This is a genomic window from Sphingopyxis sp. Geo48 (genome assembly GCF_949769155.1).
Lineage (GTDB): Bacteria > Pseudomonadota > Alphaproteobacteria > Sphingomonadales > Sphingomonadaceae > Sphingopyxis.
In genome coordinates, this window is sequence record NZ_CATKPA010000001.1 from 1,245,603 (window position 1) to 1,262,581 (window position 16,979).

The 16,979-nt window shown below is 65.3% G+C and carries 20 protein-coding genes; 14 read left to right on the plus strand and 6 right to left on the minus strand.

Annotation, left to right across the window (positions count from 1 at the left end):
• The first annotated feature begins 82 nt into the window (after positions 1-82).
• Both QOL79_RS06385 and QOL79_RS06390 read left to right on the plus strand, forming a co-directional pair.
• Positions 83-550: a hypothetical protein gene (locus tag QOL79_RS06385; protein WP_017499952.1), complete on the plus strand. Its 468-nt coding sequence runs from the start codon at positions 83-85 to the stop codon at positions 548-550.
• The gene (locus tag QOL79_RS06390; RefSeq protein WP_017499951.1) at positions 543-1,046 is read left to right on the plus strand and encodes a hypothetical protein; all 504 of its coding nucleotides are present in this window, start codon (positions 543-545) and stop codon (positions 1,044-1,046) included. Before QOL79_RS06385 ends, QOL79_RS06390 begins: the two co-directional genes overlap by 8 nt.
• 53 nt (positions 1,047-1,099) lie before the next feature.
• Here QOL79_RS06390 and QOL79_RS06395 read toward each other — a convergent pair whose 3' ends face one another.
• Positions 1,100-1,327, minus strand: coding sequence for a hypothetical protein (locus QOL79_RS06395; protein WP_017499950.1), 228 nt, complete (start codon positions 1,325-1,327; stop codon positions 1,100-1,102).
• A 360-nt stretch (positions 1,328-1,687) separates the two neighbouring features.
• Between QOL79_RS06395 and QOL79_RS06400 the strand changes: the two genes are divergently transcribed.
• From QOL79_RS06400 to QOL79_RS06425, 6 genes are all read left to right on the plus strand, one after another.
• Entirely contained in the window at positions 1,688-2,008 is a 321-nt protein-coding gene (locus tag QOL79_RS06400; RefSeq protein WP_017499949.1) for a DUF736 domain-containing protein, read from the plus strand.
• Positions 2,009-2,340: 332 nt separating this feature from the next.
• The gene (locus tag QOL79_RS06405; RefSeq protein ID WP_168196079.1) at positions 2,341-2,502 is read left to right on the plus strand and encodes a hypothetical protein; all 162 of its coding nucleotides are present in this window, start codon (positions 2,341-2,343) and stop codon (positions 2,500-2,502) included.
• Between the two features lie 346 nt (positions 2,503-2,848).
• Positions 2,849-4,813 carry a relaxase/mobilization nuclease RlxS gene (gene rlxS, locus QOL79_RS06410; protein WP_017499947.1) on the plus strand — a complete coding sequence of 655 codons (1,965 nt, stop codon included), beginning with the start codon at positions 2,849-2,851 and terminating at the stop codon, positions 4,811-4,813.
• A gap of 27 nt (positions 4,814-4,840) precedes the next feature.
• Positions 4,841-5,065, plus strand: coding sequence for a hypothetical protein (locus QOL79_RS06415; protein WP_231726911.1), 225 nt, complete (start codon positions 4,841-4,843; stop codon positions 5,063-5,065).
• Positions 5,062-6,240 carry a nucleoside triphosphate pyrophosphohydrolase family protein gene (locus QOL79_RS06420; RefSeq protein WP_017499945.1) on the plus strand — a complete coding sequence of 393 codons (1,179 nt, stop codon included), beginning with the start codon at positions 5,062-5,064 and terminating at the stop codon, positions 6,238-6,240. The genes QOL79_RS06415 and QOL79_RS06420 overlap by 4 nt, the downstream gene beginning before the upstream one ends.
• Positions 6,237-6,941, plus strand: a complete 705-nt coding sequence (locus QOL79_RS06425; RefSeq protein ID WP_017499944.1) for a uracil-DNA glycosylase — start codon at positions 6,237-6,239, stop codon at positions 6,939-6,941. The genes QOL79_RS06420 and QOL79_RS06425 overlap by 4 nt, the downstream gene beginning before the upstream one ends.
• Here QOL79_RS06425 and QOL79_RS06430 read toward each other — a convergent pair.
• Genes QOL79_RS06430 through QOL79_RS06450 form a run of 5 tightly spaced genes read right to left on the minus strand, consistent with a single transcriptional unit; the run spans position 6,908 to position 10,069 of the window.
• On the minus strand, positions 6,908-7,687 hold the full coding sequence (locus QOL79_RS06430) for a thymidylate synthase family protein (protein WP_017499943.1): 780 nt from the start codon (positions 7,685-7,687) through the stop codon (positions 6,908-6,910). The two genes, QOL79_RS06425 and QOL79_RS06430, sit on opposite strands and share 34 nt — an antisense overlap.
• Positions 7,659-8,339: a C1 family peptidase gene (locus tag QOL79_RS06435; protein WP_017499942.1), complete on the minus strand. Its 681-nt coding sequence runs from the start codon at positions 8,337-8,339 to the stop codon at positions 7,659-7,661. Before QOL79_RS06435 ends, QOL79_RS06430 begins: the two co-directional genes overlap by 29 nt.
• A 6-nt stretch (positions 8,340-8,345) precedes the next feature.
• Positions 8,346-9,356 carry an ImmA/IrrE family metallo-endopeptidase gene (locus QOL79_RS06440; protein ID WP_017499941.1) on the minus strand — a complete coding sequence of 337 codons (1,011 nt, stop codon included), beginning with the start codon at positions 9,354-9,356 and terminating at the stop codon, positions 8,346-8,348.
• 3 nt (positions 9,357-9,359) lie between these two features.
• A complete protein-coding gene (locus tag QOL79_RS06445; protein ID WP_017499940.1) occupies positions 9,360-9,734 on the minus strand; it encodes a helix-turn-helix domain-containing protein in 375 nt (124 codons plus the stop codon).
• Positions 9,731-10,069, minus strand: a complete 339-nt coding sequence (locus QOL79_RS06450; RefSeq protein ID WP_017499939.1) for a hypothetical protein — start codon at positions 10,067-10,069, stop codon at positions 9,731-9,733. Before QOL79_RS06450 ends, QOL79_RS06445 begins: the two co-directional genes overlap by 4 nt.
• Before the next feature lie 342 nt (positions 10,070-10,411).
• Between QOL79_RS06450 and QOL79_RS06455 the strand changes: the two genes are divergently transcribed.
• The 6 genes from QOL79_RS06455 to trbE are packed head-to-tail and all read left to right on the plus strand — an operon-like array spanning position 10,412 to position 16,979.
• Entirely contained in the window at positions 10,412-12,439 is a 2,028-nt protein-coding gene (locus QOL79_RS06455; RefSeq protein WP_038292469.1) for a conjugal transfer protein TraG, read from the plus strand.
• Positions 12,440-12,441: 2 nt separating this feature from the next.
• On the plus strand, positions 12,442-12,867 hold the full coding sequence (locus tag QOL79_RS06460) for a YlcI/YnfO family protein (protein WP_017499937.1): 426 nt from the start codon (positions 12,442-12,444) through the stop codon (positions 12,865-12,867).
• A complete protein-coding gene (trbB, locus tag QOL79_RS06465) occupies positions 12,864-13,886 on the plus strand; it encodes a P-type conjugative transfer ATPase TrbB (RefSeq protein WP_017499936.1) in 1,023 nt (340 codons plus the stop codon). Before QOL79_RS06460 ends, trbB begins: the two co-directional genes overlap by 4 nt.
• Positions 13,883-14,236, plus strand: coding sequence for a TrbC/VirB2 family type IV secretion system protein (locus tag QOL79_RS06470; protein ID WP_017499935.1), 354 nt, complete (start codon positions 13,883-13,885; stop codon positions 14,234-14,236). The genes trbB and QOL79_RS06470 overlap by 4 nt, the downstream gene beginning before the upstream one ends.
• 50 nt (positions 14,237-14,286) lie before the next feature.
• Complete coding sequence (locus QOL79_RS06475; RefSeq protein WP_051035683.1) at positions 14,287-14,517, plus strand: VirB3 family type IV secretion system protein; 231 nt, start codon at positions 14,287-14,289, stop codon at positions 14,515-14,517.
• A complete protein-coding gene (gene trbE / locus QOL79_RS06480; RefSeq protein ID WP_017499933.1) occupies positions 14,511-16,979 on the plus strand; it encodes a conjugal transfer protein TrbE in 2,469 nt (822 codons plus the stop codon). Before QOL79_RS06475 ends, trbE begins: the two co-directional genes overlap by 7 nt.

The following is a 16,979-nucleotide window of genomic DNA, read 5'->3' on the forward strand; positions in this document are numbered from 1 at the left end:
CCCGTTCCGTCCCCCATAAAATCGCCGCGCCGCTCGGCCGCAAGCGGCCCTCGCGGCGCGGATTTCAGACAGGAGACTTGTCATGGCCGACCGTGTTTCGGCATCCATCACCATCGGCGGGACGCTCCCCGCCAGCCAGCTTCCCGCCTTCGCCGAGGCCATCGCGAACGAAGGGCTGTCCACCGAATGGGACGGCGAACCCTTCGCGCTCGGCGATCTGCCCGAGGGCGAGCCCTTGGCGCTCATGGCGCACGAGGTCGCCTGGGGGCGGTTCGAGGGACTCGAAGCCTTCTGCATCGCGCATGGGCTTTTCTTCGCGCGCTGGTCGGGCGCCTATGCCTGCCAGTGGGGTGCGGAACGCACCGTGTTCACCGGCAGCGGCGAACCGCAAAGCTACGCTGCCGACGAGGACGACTATATCCTCATGGGGCGCTGCACCGCCGAGCGATTGGGCAGCTATGCGGCGATCATCGCGCATTTCGATGCGGCCGACTTCGCGGTGCCCCCGCTTGTCATCACGCCCGAACGGGAGGAGGCGAGCAATGGCTGACATCTGGATTCAGGGCAGCTTCGCCTTTCGCTGCACCGCCGCCGAGTGCGCGCTGATCGAGGAAGTCGCAAACGCTGGCTACGCGCTAGCGAATGACGACGCGCCCGATCCGCCGAGCGCGGCGCTGCTCGCAGCCTTTCCGCCGGACGATGCGAACGCGCGGTGGAGCGGGTTTCGCGAGGCGTTCAACGATCCCGAATTTCCCACCATCGGAGCCGATTTCATCGCTGAAACCTGCCCCGACGATCCATCCGCGCGGATCGTGTGTTTCGCCAGCATGGACGATTTCGATGCCGCTGCCATCGCGGTGGTGATCCAGCGATGTTGCCCCGAAACGCTCGCCAAGGGGCCGATCGGCTTTGAATGGGCCATGACCTGTTCCAAGCCCCGCATCGGGGAGTTCGGTGGCGGCTGGTGCGCGATTTTCGCAGACCGCATCGAGATCGACGCGACCAACGAGGCGCTGTCGCGCGCGCTCGCGGGCGACGGCAACTAGCCCAAATCGCGCCGCACTGCGCGCTCGCGTGCCGAAAACCCCTGCCGCCTGACCTACCGGGCGGTGCGGCGGATCACCGTCCGGGCGCTTCCGCATAACGTGCATTCGTCCTTCTGCCGCTCGAATCCGCGCGTGCCGCCGAGCGCGCAGGTGACGACATTGGCCTGTGCGGTAACCGACAGGTTGAGCCGGTCAGTCACGCAGGCATCGCACACCGCCGCGCCGTCCAGCCGCACGATCAGCCGTTCGATCTGCCCCGCAATCGTCGTTCCTTCGTTCATCGCCGTGAGGCTATAGCCGCGGCCTCGTGGCCGCGAAAGCAATCATGGCTTCCCGGAAAGACGCCGGACTGGGCTTCCTGTCCGCGCGCGCATCTCGTCCTTTCGTGTCTCACCAACCCGTCGCCGGCTCCTTGGGCGCATGACCTGGGACGGCCGCGCGCCTCGCGAAACCATCGCGCGGAACTGATTTCCCCGCGCCGCTTTGGCGGCGCTCCTCGCGGCCGCTTCGCTCCAAATCAGCCCCGCGCTTCCGGTCCTCCGCTTCGCTTCGGCCTGCGGTTCGCAGCGCGCTCAAGGGCCGTCCCTTCGGTCCGCCCATCGCCCGGCATCGGGTCGGGCGAATGTGCAAGGAGACGAGAAATGCCCTCAATCGGTCATGTCCAGCGCCAGAACGACGGTTCGTTCCGGGGCGCCTTGAAGACGCTTTCGGTCAATGCCGAGATCGCCATCATCCCCAACCGCAGTAAGACCGGGGACCAGCCCGACTACCGCGTGCTGTCGAACGGCGTCGAACTGGGCGGCGGCTGGATCCGCACCGGCGAGGTGAGCCAGCGCGAATATGTCCGCCTCGCCATGTCGGCCCCCGAACTTGGCGGCCGCACCCTCTACGCCAATCTCGGCCGCGCCGCCGGGCAGGACGACGACGACGCGTTCGCCGTTATCTGGAACCCCGGCGACTGAGCCGGATCGGCCCCGCGCCGGTCACCCGGCGCGGGGCTTTCCTCATGCCTTGAGGGCTTGGCGTGGGCCTTTTCCTGCACCGGAACGCGCTTGCGGGCCTGCAGAGAGGAAGAAATCCGCTCAGCAAGCACCGAGTATCCGGCGGCGAACGGACCGCCTCAACCATCGACGGTTCCCCCAATTTTCACGCCACCTGCGTTCCGCTTCGCTCCACTCCGGCGACGAGAAAATCGGCTCCCCCGTCGCCCGCTTCGCGGCCGCTGCGCGGTGGTTGACCCCGCCCGCTCCCCGCCGGGCGATGGCTCATCTTTCGCTTGTATCAGGAGGATGAGATGTCGGTTGAACAACAGATCGAGGAGCTTCGCGCGGAGCTTTCATGGTGCGATGACGCGGGAGAACGGCGGCAGATCGAAGCCGAATTAAGGGCCGCTGAGAAGAGGCTGAAGCGGTGCAATCGGGCGCTGCGTCAGGCCGAACAGGCAGGCTGGCAATAAGGCGATGCGCTGTTGAAGGGGCAGGTTCGCGGGAGTGGTGCCGCATGGCGCCGCTCCCCTTTTTTGATCGGGAAGGCGGGAAGGCAAAGCGGGCGTCTGGGGCGGCAGGTGGCAGTCGGGCTCGATGGCAAGATAGAGGCAAAATCTCGCGATTTTGTAAGTGTTTGTCTGCACATCGTTTTTTGAAGGCTTTTGCGAGACTCGCCCTTTGAGTGCGAGACAGGGTTACCAGGAGTGGCGGTTTTCTGGGCTTTTCCGATCCCAATCGCGAGACTCCTTGCGCTCTGGCGAGGACGCGCCATTCTTATCGGCGGGGAGCGTCATTCCGGCATGGAAGGACGCCGCTATGCGCGATGATGAGTTCGAACCGCAGCTGGGCCGGATGCGCGGCCGGGGCAAGGAGCAGCGCTACCTGAGCCGCGTCGTGAAAGCGGCAAAGCGGGCCGGCATGAAAACGGGCAGGCGCGGCCGTTTCGACGGCAGCCGGATCGGGCGCGGCGCGAGTGTTGCGCGGGTGCTCAGATCGCGCGACCGATTGGGCGCGTTCCGGTCGCGCCGCGTGATCGTCAAGATACGGCCTGTCGGCCTTGGCGGGAAAGGCATGGGCGGTGCGAAGGCGCACCTTCGCTATATTCAGCGCGACGGCGTGACCCGTGAGGGCGAGGCTGGTGCGCTCTACTCGCCCGACAGCGACGTCGCCGATGGCAAGGCGTTCCTCGAACGGTGTGACGGCGACCGCCGCCAGTTCCGGTTCATCGTGTCGGCCGAGGACGCCGACCAGTATCCCGACTTGAAGCCGTTCGTGCGCCGGCTGATGACGCAGATGGAGCAGGATCTTGGGACAAAGCTCGATTGGGTGGCGGTCGACCATTTCAATACCGGCCATCCGCACACGCATATCGTGGTGCGCGGCGTAAACGATCGGGGTGAGAATCTGCTGATCGCGCGCGAGTATATCTCGCACGGGAGCCGGCAGCGGGCGATCGAGATCGTCAACCTCGACCTGGGGCCGCGCACCGACCTTGAAATCGAAGAGCGGCTTCGCAGCGATACGGGTGCCGAGCGGCTGACCGCGATCGACAGACGGCTGATCCGCGACATGGATACCGCGCGGCTGGTCAGCGCGAGCGATGGCGATCCCTTCCAGCAATCGCTTCGCGTCGGTCGCCTGCAGAAACTCGGGCGCATGGGACTCGCCTCGCATGTCGGCAACGGCACCTGGCGGCTTGAGCCCGACCTTGCGAACACACTGCGCCAGATCGGCGAGCGCGGCGACATCATCCGCACCATGCAGCGCGAGCTGACCGCGCGGAAGCTCGATCGTGCTGCGGTCGATCGCGTCATCTACGACCCGGTCGCGAAGGAGGCGACGCCGATCATCGGCCGCGTCGTGATGCGCGGGCTCGCCGACGAACATGAAGACCGTCATTATCTGCTGGTCGACGGCATCGACGGGCGCACCCATTATGCCGAGATCGGCAAGGGCGAGCTGGTCGACACGATCCCCGAAAATGCCATCGTCCGGATCGCGCCACGCGAGGGCGGCATTCGCGCCGTCGATCGGACGATCGACGAGATCGCGGCGGCGAACGGCGGGCGCTATTCGATCGACGCCCATCTGAAGCACGATCCGACCGCCAGCGAACGCTTCGCCGAAACGCATGTCCGGCGGCTTGAAGCGATGCGAAAAATCTCGGGCGTCGTCGAGCGCGAGCCCGACGGAAGCTGGATCATCGCGCCGGACCATCTCGCCAGGGTCGAGAGGTTCGAAGCCATGCAGTTCCGCGACCACCCCGTTGCCATTGAAACCCTGTCGGCGATCCCGCTCGACAAATTACCGGGAACCGATGCCGCGACCTGGCTCGATCGCGAGCTGGTCGCCGAAGCGCCGGTGCCAGTGCGCGATGCTGGGTTCGGGCACGAGGTTCGTTCAGCGCAGGCGATGCGACGGCAATGGCTGATCACCGAACAGCTTGCAGACGAACAGGATGGGCAGACGGTCTATCGGCGAGGGATGCTCGCCGCGCTCCAGCGGCGAGAATTGCTGCGTGTCGCCCGCCAGCTCTCCGACAAGTTAGGCGTTCCGTTCGCCGAGGCCAGAGAGGGGGAGGCTGTTCAAGGCAGGCTCGTGCGCGCAGTCGAGATGACGAGTGGTCGCCATGCGCTCATCGAACGGTCGCGCGATTTCACGCTGGTGCCGTGGCGCTCTGTTCTCGATCGCCATGTCGGTAAATCGGTCTCGGGCATCATGCGCGACGGCGGGATCAACTGGACACTCGGGCGGCAGCGCAGCGGGCCGAGCGTCTCCTGATCCGGAGGATTCGGGCTTTCTATTTTCATGAAATTATGTTTTCATGGATTCATGAAAAATATCGCAGCGCAAACCGATGTCGGCGACGAGCATCTTCAGGTGCAGATTCCTGCCGTTACGAAACGCGATCTCGGTCAACGGTCGCTCGATTCCCGCGAGCCGATCCGGATGATCGTACTGCGGGCACTTGAAGCCTATGGCGTGAGCGTCCCCGCAGACGCGATATCGGATCGCCGGAAGGGCAGGCGATGAGCGAGGATTTCGAAGCTCTCACTGTTGCGGATTATGCGAAGCAGGCCGCGCGGACTGATCAACGCAGCGGTGGCCGCGCACTGGGCTTCTCGATGCTTGGCCTTTTCGGCGAAGTCGGCAGCTTGCTCAGTGAGGCCAAGAAAAAGCAGCGCGACGATGCCTCCTACCTGGGTTACGCTCACGCCGTCGCGGAAGAGCTTGGTGACGTCCTTTGGTATCTGGCGGCGATCGCACGGCGCAGCCGCATGGCGCTCAGCGACATCGCTGCCGCCGCGGCGACAAACGGCGGACAATGGCAGACGGGCGGCAACGAAACGCTCAGTTTCCATGCGCTGCAGCCGCAGCACATTCCGCTTGCCAAGGCACCGATGCCGCAGTTCGAGCATAGCCTGCTCGCGCTGGCAGGCGACGTTGGGCTGCTCATCAACGATTTCCAGGCGGGCGGTCTTGCGAAGGACCGCGAAGCACTCGCGGGCCGGCTGGTCGCGGTCATGCGCCGGTTGATCCAGGCGGCAAACGAATCCGGTGTTACCATCGAGGCTGCCGCCGTGAAGAATCTTCACAAGATCTTCGATCGCTGGCCGCGCGAGCGCATCTATCCGGCGCCGACCGATGCGGCGCTCGACCCAGAAGAGCAATTGCCGCGGCGGATGGCGATCGACGTCTATGAACGCACCGTTCGCGGGCAGACATTCGTGTATCAACGCTCAAGCGGTGTGTATGTCGGCGACCGGCTCACCGACAACGCGCTCGAACCCGACGACTATCGTTTCCACGATGTCTTTCACTACGCTTATGTCGCGGTGCTTGGCTGGTCGCCAGTGCTGCGTGCGCTGCTCCGTCTCAAGCGCAAGAGCGATCCGAAACTCGACGACGCCGAAGACGGTGCTCGGGCGATTCTCATCGAAGAGGGCATAACTTCCTGGATTTTCGGACAAGCGCAGCAACTCCGGTACTTTGAAAACGTGAAGCGCGGTGGCCTTCCGCTGGACATGCTGAAGCATGTCCGCCAGTTCGTCGCCGGCTACGAATCAGAACGCTGTCCGCTGTGGCTTTGGGAGGAAGCGATCCTCCAGGGCTATACGGCTTTCCGCTTCCTTCAGGAGCATCGGCGCGGCCGCGTCCTGATCGACTTCGCCAATCGCCGCCTGCGTATCAAGGAATTGCCGTCATGACCCCGAAATCCTTTGTGTCCACCCTGGCGGCGACCGAACTTCCCTCAGTGTTCAATCCCTGGCGCGATCGCTGCACGGTCCATGACCGCAGCGACGCCGCCGCCCGGCGCCGCGACAATCTCGAAATGCTGCTCACCGCGGCGCTTGATCATCGCGTCGAAACGATCTGGATCGCGCGTGATCTCGGCTATCGCGGGGGGCGGCGTACGGGCGTACCGCTGACCGACGAAATTCACCTCGGACATGCCGGCACGCTGATGGGCGGCATCGCATTTGAACGTGCGACGCAGGGACCCGCCGTGGCGGAGCGCACCGCGGCGATCGTCTGGCGTGTGCTAGAGCGGATCGGTCAGCCTGTCATGCTCTGGAACGTTTTCCCGTTCCATCCCCATGAAGCGGATGATCCGATGTCGAACCGATGCCACACGCGAAGCGAGCGCGAGGCGACCTGGCCGATATTGCAAGCCCTCGTGTCAATGATCCGGCCCCGCCAGATCGTCGCGATCGGGCGCGACGCTCACCTGGCGCTGGACGGTCTCGACATTCCGACCACCGCGGTCCGCCATCCGAGCTACGGCGGGCAGCGCGAGTTCATCGAGGGCATGTTCAGCCTGTACGGTGTCGCGGATGACAACGATGAGCCGCTAGAACTGCCGTTGGGCGCGCCTCACGCCGCAGCACGGAGATGTGCGCTCGCCTGATCGCAGCGTTCAAAGAGTTGCTTAAGATCGCCGCGGTTCCAGTTGGCGGTGTCGACCGTGGCGTTGGTCGAGACGATCGTGAGCGGACCCAGCGCGACCCCGCCTTCCTTGGCGATGAATTCGAGCAGACGGCCGAGGCCGATCAGATTGCCGAGCAGTTTTTCGATATAGTAGTGATTGCGGTAGAGCGCGGTCATGCCGAGGCGACGATCGTCGCCCTTGCCGATCAGCTTGAGACTGGCAAAGCTCAGGCACTGACCGCCGTAGGGCGAGTCATTCACGTCGCGGGCGGGGTCGAAGATCAGCAGTTCGAATTTGTTGAGCGCTCGGACGTTCGGGTTGCGCAGGCGCTCGACGATGCCCCAGATTTGATTGATTGGCTGGCCGTCGGCGCGGGGCAATTCCATCATCCGTTCGAAATAATAGCCCGACCAAGCGCCCGACCTCCGGACCTTCGGCAGCACGTTGTCGCGAAACCGGTCGAAGAATTGCGGCGCGCCGTAGCGCCTGTACAGCGCTGCCGGAAAAATCGTGTTGGCGACCGTCTCGATGGGCTTCTTGCCATGGCCCGAAAGGAAGGCATCGACTTCCGCCACGACGGGATCGGCGAGTGTTGCGCGCGCAGTCGGCTCGGCCACGGAGATGACGACATTCTGCGCCTGGTGTCCGGTGGCGAGGTCGACGAGCCGGACCGCCTCGCGCCAGCCAGCAACGCAGTCAGGCTGCGGCGGTATGGGAAGATACATCGACTTCCTCCGTCAAATTTGCCGTGGCGAAAAGGCGCGGCGCTAGAAAGCGCTCAGTAAGCCAGGCGTGGCCTTCCAAGCCCCAACCTGGTCCCCAGCTGTTGCGGATGAGAATGGCCGGGGTGCCGTCCACGGTTCCATGCCCGACCGCGACGACCGCGTGCCGTTGCGCTGGCTCGGGGAGTTCGTCGTTCGCCGGATCGACGACGCCATCACCGCGCGGCTGGAAGAAAGACCGTGACAGCATCGTCAGCATGAGCACCGGCGTGTCACGATCCAGCGCGGCAAGGATGGATGACAGGTCGGTTCCATCCCTCTGTCCGTTGCGGCCATAGAGCGGGCCAACGGTCGCCGGCGGCGTCCACAGTCGATGATCGGCTGGAACCGCTGCCAGATACGGCCAGCCTTTCTCGTCGGGTTGGCCATCGAGCCGTAGCGCGTCCAGCATTGTGGATAGCAGTGCGCCGCTCGTCGGCGGTCTGCCCGCCCGTTTCTGCGCGGCATAAAAGGCGAATTCACACGACAGCGGTGCCCAGCCGTCGCGAAGCCCGGCGTGGGTGTCGCTCGCGGCGAATGCGAGGCATGTCGGCCGCGCGCCTTGATCGCGCGCAGGCCCGAACAGCGGCCGAAGGTCACGGACGATATCGATCATGGGGCGTCAGGCGGCCTCGAGCAGGTGCCGCCGTTCGGCGCGCGACAGGCCCGTCTGTTCCGGGCCGGTGAGGTCGAAATCGAGCGTCAGGCTGGTGAGGGCCGGCGCAGGCTGCCACGGCCGCCGCTCGTCGAGCGACATGCGGCCGCGCCGCGGCGCATCGGGCGCCGCGGTGACACGGCGGACAACGGGACCACCGATGCCATCGCCGTCGATTGCCTCACGCTCGTCTCGAACGACGGCGAAGCCGCTGGCGATCAGTTGGTCGAGATCCCAGAGATACCCACCGCCGCTATGTTCTTCGAGCTGCAGCACGAAAAGATCATTGCGACTGCCATCGATCCGCGAGCCGGCATCGCGCTCGGTCAGCAGCCAGACGTCGCCGCGATAGTTGTCGGGCCGATAGTCCTTGAGGAGATCGACCTTCAGGCTGCGCGGCTGCGTCCGGAGCAGGTCGGTCATCACCGATGGCGAAATCAGATTGTAGCGAACCAGGGTGCGGCACGTCGCCTCATAGCTGGCGCCGATCCGCAGCGAGAGCTGATAGACGACATTGGGGCGCCGGAAATGATCGATCTGCCATCCTTGTCGCGCGCTGTGCGCGAGCACCAGCCATTTCGGCATCATGAAGGCGATCGCAAAGGCGTCGGCTTCGGTTTCCTCGAAGTTGTTTCCCGGTTCGGGCGACATCGGCATCCGGCGCAGGATGCTCTCATCGTCGAGGCTCGGCTCGTGTCGCATCGAAAAATGCCCGAGTTCGTGCGCGGCCGTGAAGCGCTGGATGCTCATCGGTCGTTCCGTCGTGACGAGAACGCCAGGAGCAGGTGCGCTGAGATAGGCGCCGAGCAGGCCTTTCAGAGGACGAAGCAGCAAGGGTAGACCCACGGCATGGATCGCGCCGAAGACATCGACGCTGCCGCCTTGGGTCTCGATCAGTGCGCGCGTATCGAGTTCGCGATGCAGGCGGCCCGCTGCCATCGTACCAGCGCGAACCGCGCTCGCATAATCCGACGCCATCGATCAGCTCCGTTCGCCGCCAGACCGCGAGCGGAGATATTCGGCAAACCGGCTCAGCTCGGCCCGGTCCTCAGTCGACAAGGCCGCAACGCGTCGCGCCAGATGGGCGACATCGGCGGGAAGGCTCGCGGAGGCCTCGTCTTCGCCGGTAAAATAGGCCACCGACTGGCGGTAAAGACGGGCAAGCCGCGTCAGTTCGATCGCTTCAACGCGGCGCTGGCCATTCTCGATATCGGTAAGCGCGGTCCGGGGAATCTTGAGATAGGCAGCAACTTCTTCCTGCTTGAGGCCGAGATATTTCCGTGCTTCGCGCAGACGGTCGCCCAAGCGCCGCCGCTCCTGCTCGTCGCCTTCCTGGCGGAGTGCGAGATTGGTCATGGCTTCGACCCTTTCTTCTTAACCCAGACGCGTTCGATCTTAGGGAGGAGGTCGTCAATCGCCTTCTCGATCGAATTGTAGCCGCCGGTGCGGACGATGCTGTCGCGAAGCTCGATGTCGAGGACCTGCTCCACCGCGCAAAGCGTGTCGACCACGGACAAGGAGTCGAGTGGCACGGGCGCCTGGATGATCTTCGGGTTTTCCGGAGGCAGGGCAATTCCGCGCACCTGTGCCTCAGCCCTGGCCACTTGCAGCAGTTCGTCGACCAACGCCCTAATGGCGTCGGCTTTGGGAAACGCGGTTGCCGCGGGCTGCGGAGGAGCGATTGTCGCCATGCATGCCTCGCACGATTTCACTACATTAAATGCGATATAATGTCTGATAATCCGACACGCAAGCCCGAATTTGCAGCTCGGATTTTTGCAGGGTGTAGCGGGTCATCGGCGGTGCGGTGTGGTGGTCAGTGCCACCTCGAGGGACAACGACAGGGCAGAATCATCAACTCGGGTCATAGCTCGATCAAAAGAACAGAGCTGGAATATTGAGTCAGTCGCCGACGAGTGATCTCCTTCGGTCACCCACCAGCCCCCAGCGGCTCCGTTCATTTCGGGCGGCCCATAGCCGAGTCTTGAAGCCGCGCCCCGACCGCATCCGGCGGTATGGGCGGGAGCTTCAACGTGACCCCGACCAAATTGCTCATCGGCCAGATCCTTGTCGTGTTCGCAATCGTGATCGCGGGCCTCTGGGCGGCGACCCAATGGGCGGCGGCGATGCTCGCCTACCAGCCCGAACTTGGTCCGGCCTGGTTCATGGCTGGAAGCACGCCGGTCTATCGTCCCTGGGCGCTCTTCCCCTGGTGGTATCACTACGATGCCTATGCGCCGCATGTTTTCGACAAGGCCGGCGCGCTCGCCGGCGCGAGCGGTTTCATCGGCTGCGGCGCGGCGATCGCAGGCTCGCTCTGGCGCGCGCGGCAGTCGCGTCACGTCACCACCTATGGTTCGGCGCGCTGGGCCAGGCCGAACGAGATCGAGCGGGCCGGCCTTTACGGTGATGCCGGCGTATTCCTGGGCCGCTCGCGCGGCCGCTATCTCCGGCATGACGGCCCCGAACATATCATGGCGTTCGCGCCAACCCGTTCGGGCAAGGGCGTCGGGCTGGTCATACCGACACTGCTTGGCTGGACCGGCAGCGCCGTGGTTCACGACATCAAGGGCGAGAACTGGCAGCTCACCGCCGGCTGGCGCGCGCGCTTCTCCCACGTCCTGCTGTTCAATCCGACCGATCCCGCTTCCGCCAAATACAACCCGCTGCTGGAGGTCCGGCGCGGCGAGCATGAGGTCCGCGACGTCCAGAACATCGCCGACATCCTGGTCGATCCCGAAGGCGCGCTCGAACGGCGCAACCACTGGGAGAAAACCTCCCATTCGCTCCTGGTCGGCGCGATCCTCCACGTCCTTTATGCGGAGGAAGAAAAGACGCTCGCACGGGTAGCCACATTCCTGTCGGACCCGCAGCGGCCGTTCACCGCCACGCTCCGGCGGATGATGACCACCAATCACCTCGGCACGAAGGATGCGCCGCAGATCCATCCCGTCGTCGCCTCGGCGGCGCGCGAGGTGCTCAACAAGAGCGAGAACGAGCGCAGCGGCGTCCTCTCCACCGCAATGTCGTTTCTCGGGCTCTATCGCGACCCGACCGTCGCCGCGGTGACATCGCGCTGCGACTGGCGGATCGCCGATCTCGTCGAGGCCGGCCATCCGGTCTCGCTCTACCTTGTCATCCCGCCATCGGACATCAGCCGCACCAAGCCGCTGGTGCGGTTGGTGCTCAACCAGATCGGCCGCCGCCTCACCGAAAAGCTCGATGCCGATCCCGCCAGGGCGGGCAAGCACAAGCTCCTGATGATGCTCGACGAGTTCCCGGCATTGGGGCGGCTCGACTTCTTCGAGACCAGTCTTGCCTTTCTCGCGGGCTATGGAGTGCGCGCCTTCCTGATCGCGCAGTCCTTGAACCAGATCGAGAAGGCTTATGGCGAGCACAACTCGATCCTCGACAACTGCCATGTCCGCGTCGCGTTTGCGACCAACGACGAGCGCACGGCGCGGCGGATTTCGGACGCGCTCGGCATCGCCACCGAACAGCGCGCGATGCGCAACTATGCCGGCCACCGGCTCGCGCCCTGGCTGGCGCACGTCATGGTCAGCCGGCAGGAGACCGCCCGGCCACTCCTGACCACCGGCGAGGTGATGCAGCTCCCGCCCAAGGATGAGCTTGTCCTTGTCTCCGGCATGGCCCCGATCCGCGCGAGGAAGCTGCGCTATTACGAGGACCGCAATTTCCGCGAGCGGATCGCACCGCCGCCGCAGCCCGCGCCCGGAGACTATCCCGACCGGCCGCAGGCACGCCCCAACGACTGGAGCGGACTGGTCCGCGCGCCCGATACCCGGCTCGGCAAGCCCGATGACGATGCGAAGGCGGATGAGGACGGCGGCTTGCAACAGCAGCGCCACCCCGGCCTCGGCGAAGAACCCGCCAAAAAACCCGAGCCGCCAAAGCAGCTCGACCTGCTCGGCCTGGACAGCGACGACACCGACACGATCGCCGACAAGCACGCGATGGACCGCGCCGGCGCCACCGGCACGCTGATCCGCGCTCACGCGATCAATCAGGGTCGCAGCGCCGACATGCTGCCGGACTTCTGACAATGGCCGCGATCAAACCCAACCGCGTCCGCTACCAGCTCTTCCTGCCCGAAGATCTGAGCCACCGCTTCGAGGCGCTGGCGAGCCAGCCCGGCGCGTCCAAATCGGCGATCCTCACCGACGCGCTCACCGCCTGGCTCAACCGGCAGGCGGCGAGCGAGCTGGAGAACAAGTTCAGCCAGCGGCTCGATCGCATGTCGCTCGCGCTGGGGCGTGTCGAGCGTGACGGGCATGTGCTGCTCGAGAGCCTGGCGCTGTTCATCCGCTATGAACTGATGGTGCAGGCCCCTTTGGCCGAAGCCGACGAAGCGGCGCGTGCGATCGGCCGAGACCGCTTCGAGGCGTTCATTGCCCGCGTCGGCGAAGCGCTCGCCAGCGGCCAGCGCACGCTTGCTGCCTCCGCGAAAGACAATGGAGGTGGGCGATGAGCGACACGCTTTTCGGCTCCGATAATTCCGCAGGGCGTCGGCGCGCGATGCTGCGCACCGCGATGGGGCCGACCATCGCCGCAGCGCTGGCCGATCCGGTGGTCATCGAGATCATGGTGAACCCGGACGGCGTGTTGCGCCTTGATCGACTCGGCGAAGGCCGGATCGATACCGGCACCAAATATGAGCCCGCGCAGGTCGAGCGGATCATCCGCCTGGTTGCCAGCCACGCACGGACAGAGGTTCATGGCAATGCGCCGATCGTGTCAGCCGAGCTGCCACCGCACGGCGAAGGCGCGGGCGAGCGGTTCGAGGGTATCCTGCCGCCGGTCAGCCTCGCGCCGTGCTTCTCGATCCGCAAGCCCGCGGCGCGCATCTACACTTTGCTCGACTATGTGCGGGACGGCATCATGCCCGCCGACACGGCGCGACTGCTGTCGATGGCCGTGGTCGAGCGCAAGAACATCCTGGTCGCGGGTGGCACCAGTTCGGGCAAGACGACGCTTGCCAACGCGCTGCTCGCCGAGATGGCGCACCTCGACGAACGCGTCATCATCATTGAAGACACGCGTGAGTTGCAATGCGCCGCGCCCGACGTGGTGGGGCTGCGCACGCGTACGATTGGCACTGCCGGAGCCGGCGGCGTCACGATGGCTGATCTTGTCCGCTCGACATTGCGGCTCCGCCCCGATCGCATCGTCGTTGGCGAGGTGCGCGGGCGCGAAGCGCTCGACATGCTCAAAGCCTGGAACACCGGGCATCCGGGCGGCATCGCAACCGTCCACGCCAATTCGGCAGTGTCGGCGCTCTACCGGCTCGAGCAGCTCGTGCAGGAAAGCGTCGTCACCGTTCCGCGCCGGCTGATCGCCGACGCCATCGACATGATCGTGTTCATCGCCGGGCGCGGCCTCGCGCGCCGCGTCGACACGATCGCGCGCGTCGCCGGCCTCGATCCCGACGGCGGCTACGCCGTCCTCGACCTTACTCCCGACCACGCCCTCGAACCCCAAGGAGAATGACCATGCGCTTGTCCCGTATTCCTGCCCGTATTCCCGATCGTCGGAGCATCTTCCTCACCGGCGCCGCCATCGGCCTCGGGCTTGCGCTCGCCGCCACCGCGCAGGCCGCCGGCTCGGGCATGCCGTGGGAGGAACCGCTTCAGCAGGTCCTCGAATCGGTCCAGGGTCCTGTCGCCAAGATCGTCGCGGTGATCATCATCATCGTCACCGGTTTGACGCTCGCGTTCGGCGAGACGGCAGGCGGGTTCCGGCGCCTCATCCAGATCATCTTCGGCCTGTCGATCGCGTTTGCGGCGTCGAGCTTCTTCCTCAGCTTCTTCAGCTTCGGCGGCGGGGCGCTCATCTCGTGAACGCGCCAAATTCCTATGGCGCCAGCCATATCGAGGGGTTCGAGGCGCCGATGCACCGCGCGCTTGCCGAGCCGATCCTGCTTGGCGGGGCGCCGCGAGCGATCGCGATCGTCAATGGTACGATCGCGGCCGCGCTCGGACTCGGTCTCCAGCAGTGGATCGCCGGGCTGGCCATGTGGGCGTTCGGGCACACTCTCGCGGTGTTCGCCGCCAAGCGCGATCCCGACTTCGCCCCGGTCCTTGTCCGCCACCTTCGCCAGAAGGGGCATCTGTCATGCTGAATCTGCGCGAATACCGTCAGAAGGCCGACCGGCTCGCCGATCATCTTCCATGGGCGGCGCTTGTCGCGCCCGGCGTGGTGCTCAACAAGGACGGCAGCTTTTTGCGCGTCCTCAGGTTCCGCGGCCCCGATCTAGAATCCGCCACCGAAGCCGAGCTTGTCGCCGCCTGCGCGCGGGCGAACAATGTCCTGAAGCGCTTCGGCTCGGGCTGGGCACTCCATTTCGAGGCCGAGCGGCGCGAAGCGCTGGGTTATCCCGACAGCAGCTTTCCCGATGCGGCGTCGTGGCTGGTCGATGAGGAACGGCGCGCGGCGTTCGAAAGCGCGGGCGCGCATTTCGAGAGCCGCTATTATCTGACGCTCACCCTCCTGCCTCCGCCCGATCAGGCGGACACGGCGGGCCGAGCGCTGATCGAGCGCAGCGACGACGCGAAGGGCCGCGACTGGCGACAAGCGCTTGCCGGCTTCATCGCCGAGACGGATCGTGCGCTTGACCTGTTCAGAGGCTTCATGCCCGAGGTGCGCGCGCTCGGCGACAGCGAAATGCTGACCTTTCTCCACGGTGCGATCTCCGCGCGCCGCCATGTCGTCGCCGTGCCCGAAACGCCCATCTATCTGGACGGGCTGCTCGCCGACACGCCGCTGACCGGCGGGCTCGAACCGATGCTCGGCGACGAGCATCTGCGGACGCTCACCATCCTCGGATTTCCGAACGCGAGCCGTCCCGGCATCCTCGACGGACTCAACCATGAGGATTTTGGCTATCGCTGGGTGACGCGCTTCATTGCGCTCGACAAGACCGACGCAACCAAAGCGCTCACTCGCCTGCGGCGGCAGTGGTTCAACAAGCGCAAGTCGATCACCGCGCTGCTGCGCGAAGTCATCTACAACCAGCCGGTCCAGCTTCTCGACAGCGATGCCGACAACAAGGTGGTCGATGCCGACCTCGCCTTGCAGGCGCTCGGCGGCGATCATGTCGCGTTCGGCTATCTGACGACGACGATCACCGTTGCCGATATCGACCGCGCCCGCGTCGAGGAAAAGGTCCGCGCGGTCGAGCGCATCGTCAACGGGCTCGGCTTCACCTGCATCCGCGAGGGCATGAATGTGGTCGAGGCGTGGCTGTCGAGCCTGCCGGGCCATGTCTATGCGAACGTCCGGCAACCGATCGTCCACACCCTGAATCTCGCGCATCTCATGCCGCTGTCCTCGGTATGGGCAGGACCGGCGCGTAATCCGCACCTCGACGGTCCGCCGCTGCTTTATGCGGAAACCAGCGGCTCGACGCCGTTCCGTCTCAGCACGCATGTCGGCGACGTCGGTCATATGCTGATCGTCGGACCCACCGGGGCCGGAAAGTCGGTGCTGCTCGCAATGCTCGCGCTTCAGTTCCGGCGATATCCAGACTCCCAGGTCTATGTCTTCGACAAGGGATTTTCGGCGCGCGCGGCCGTGCTGGCGATGGGCGGCGCGCATCACGCGCTCGGGCTTGGCGGTGAGAGCGGTCATGCCGATGACGTGGGCGGGCGAACGATCGCCTTCCAGCCGCTGCGCCACATCGATCGCTCCAACGCACGCGCCTGGGCGACCGAATGGATCGGCGCGCTGCTCGCCCATGAGAAAGTACTGGTCACACCCGAGATCAAGGAGGCCGTCTGGTCGGCGCTCACCAATCTCGCGACCGCCCCGATCGAGGAACGCACGCTCACCGGCCTGTCGCTGCTGCTGCAATCGGCACCGCTGCGATCGGCGCTCGCGCCCTATACGCTCGAAGGATCGTTCGGCCGCCTGCTCGACGCCGCCGAAGACGATCTAGCGATCGCCGACGTGCAGTGCTTCGAGACTGAAGCGCTGATGGGGCAGGCGGGCGTCGTTGCGCCCGTGCTGACCTACCTGTTCCATCGTCTCGAGGAGCGCTTCACCGGGCGGCCGACGCTTCTCGTACTGGATGAAGCCTGGGTGTTCCTCGACCACCCGCTGTTCGCCGCGCGCATCCGTGAGTGGCTGAAGGTGCTGCGCAAGAAGAACGTCAGCGTCGTGTTCGCGACACAGAGCCTAGCCGATATCGCCGACAGCACGATCGCGCCGGCCATCATCGAAAGCTGTCCGCAGCGCATCTTGCTGCCCAATGATCGGGCGATCGAGCCGCAGGGCCAGACGGTCTACGTCCGCTTCGGTCTCAACGCGCGCCAGATCGAACTGGTCAGCCGCGCGACGCCCAAGCGGCAATATTATCTGCAATCAGCGCGCGGCAACCGGCTGTTCGAGCTTGGGCTAGGCCCGATCGCGCTGGCGTTGTGCGGCGCGTCCGATCCCGACAGCCAGAAGCGCATAGACGCGGTGCTGGCCGAAAAGGGCCAGGCCGACTTCGCCGCGACCTTTCTCTCCCAAGCCGGCCTCGATTGGGCGGCCGACCTGCTTGGGCGTCACCCTGCCGCCCGCCCCCCAGAAGACAAGGAGTAA